1 protein-coding gene is annotated in these 1,923 nt (G+C 63.8%); it reads left to right on the top strand.

The genetic code is table 11. From position 1 onward, the window contains the following. Window positions 1-7: 7 nt before the first annotated feature. Entirely contained in the window at window positions 8-1,783 is a 1,776-nt protein-coding gene (gene xsc / locus I9188_RS20135; protein WP_209508319.1) for a sulfoacetaldehyde acetyltransferase, read from the top strand. Window positions 1,784-1,923 lie beyond the last annotated feature (140 nt).

Raw genomic sequence — 1,923 nt, 5'->3', positions numbered from 1 at the left:
CACCCCTATGAAGATGACGACGGAAGAGGCCTTTGTTAAGGTTTTGCAGATGCATGGTATTGAGCATGCGTTTGGGATCATTGGCTCTGCGATGATGCCGATTTCGGATCTGTTTCCGAAGGCTGGGATCATGTTCTGGGACTGTGCGCATGAGGGCAGCGCGGGGATGATGGCGGATGGCTACACCCGCGCGACCGGCAAGATGTCGATGATGATCGCGCAGAACGGCCCGGGCATCACCAACTTTGTGACCGCCGTCAAGACCGCCTACTGGAACCACACCCCGCTGCTGCTGGTGACCCCGCAGGCGGCCAACAAGACGATCGGTCAGGGGGGCTTTCAGGAAGTCGAGCAGATGAAGCTGTTCGAGGACATGGTCGCCTATCAGGAAGAGGTCCGCGACCCGACCCGCGTCTGCGAGGTTCTGAACCGTGTGATCATGCAGGCCAAGCGCGCCAGCGCCCCGGCCCAGCTGAACATCCCGCGCGACATGTGGACCCAGGTTGTCGATATCGACCTGCCCGCCATTGTCGAGTTCGAGCGCCCCTCGGGTGGCGAAACCGCCGTGGCCCAGGCGGCCGAGCTGCTGTCGAACGCCAGAAACCCTGTCATTCTGAACGGCGCCGGTGTGGTTCTGGCCGAAGGCGGCATCGAGGCGTCGAAAGCGCTGGCCGAGCGCCTGGATGCGCCGGTCTGCGTCGGCTACCAGCACAATGACGCCTTCCCGGGCAGCCACCCGCTGTTTGCCGGTCCGCTGGGCTATAACGGTTCGAAAGCGGGGATGGAGCTGATCAGCGAGGCGGATGTTGTCCTGTGCCTCGGCACCCGTCTGAACCCGTTCTCGACCCTGCCGGGCTATGGCATCAACTACTGGCCCGCGGATGCCAAGATCATCCAGGTTGACATCAACCCTGACCGTATCGGCCTGACCAAAGCGGTCAGCGTCGGCATCATCGGCGACGCCGCCAAGGTGGCAAAGGGCATTCTGGCCCAGCTGAGCGACACCGCCGGTGACGAAGGCCGCAAGGAGCGCAAAGAGCGCATCGCGCAGAAGAAATCGGCCTGGGCGCAGGAACTGACCTCGATGACCCATGAGGATGACGATCCGGGCACCACCTGGAACCAGCGCGCCCGCGCGGCCAAGCCCGACTGGATGAGCCCGCGCATGGCGTGGCGCGCCATTCAGGCGGCGCTGCCGAAAGAGGCGATCATCAGCTCGGACATCGGCAACAACTGCGCCATCGGCAACGCCTATCCGTCGTTTGAAGAGGGTCGGAAATACCTGGCGCCGGGCCTGTTCGGCCCCTGCGGCTATGGCCTGCCCGCCGTCGTTGGTGCCAAGATCGGCTGCCCGGATGTTCCGGTTGTGGGCTTTGCCGGTGACGGCGCCTTTGGCATCGCGGTGAACGAGTTGACCGCGATTGGCCGCGAGGAATGGCCCGCCGTGACCCAGATCGTGTTCCGCAACTACCAGTGGGGCGCGGAAAAGCGCAACTCGACCCTGTGGTTCGACGATAACTTCGTGGGCACCGAGCTGGACACCAAGGTGTCTTATGCCGGTATCGCGCAGGCCTGTGGCCTGAAAGGCGTTGTCGCCCGCACCCAGGACGAGCTGACCGCGGCGCTGAACCAGGCGATCGAGGACCAGAAGAACGGCATCACCACGCTGATCGAGGCCCTGATCAACCAGGAGCTTGGCGAGCCTTTCCGCCGCGACGCGATGAAAAAACCCGTCGCAGTCGCCGGCATCAGCGCCGATGACATGAAGGCGCAGGGCGCTTAACCCCAGGACGAGGCCGGAGCACATGACCCTGACACCCGTCGAGCTGTTGCGCCAAAACGCTCCGGCCACCCGTCCCATAATCGCCCTCAGCGAAGGCAACGACCCCCGCATCACAAAAGGGGCAATCAACGCGCAGAGGG

Source organism: Ruegeria sp. HKCCSA071 (assembly GCF_017872555.1).
Lineage (GTDB): Bacteria > Pseudomonadota > Alphaproteobacteria > Rhodobacterales > Rhodobacteraceae > Ruegeria.
The sequence above is the reverse complement of the archived record's forward strand: the minus strand, read 5'-3'. Positions and strand labels throughout refer to the sequence as shown.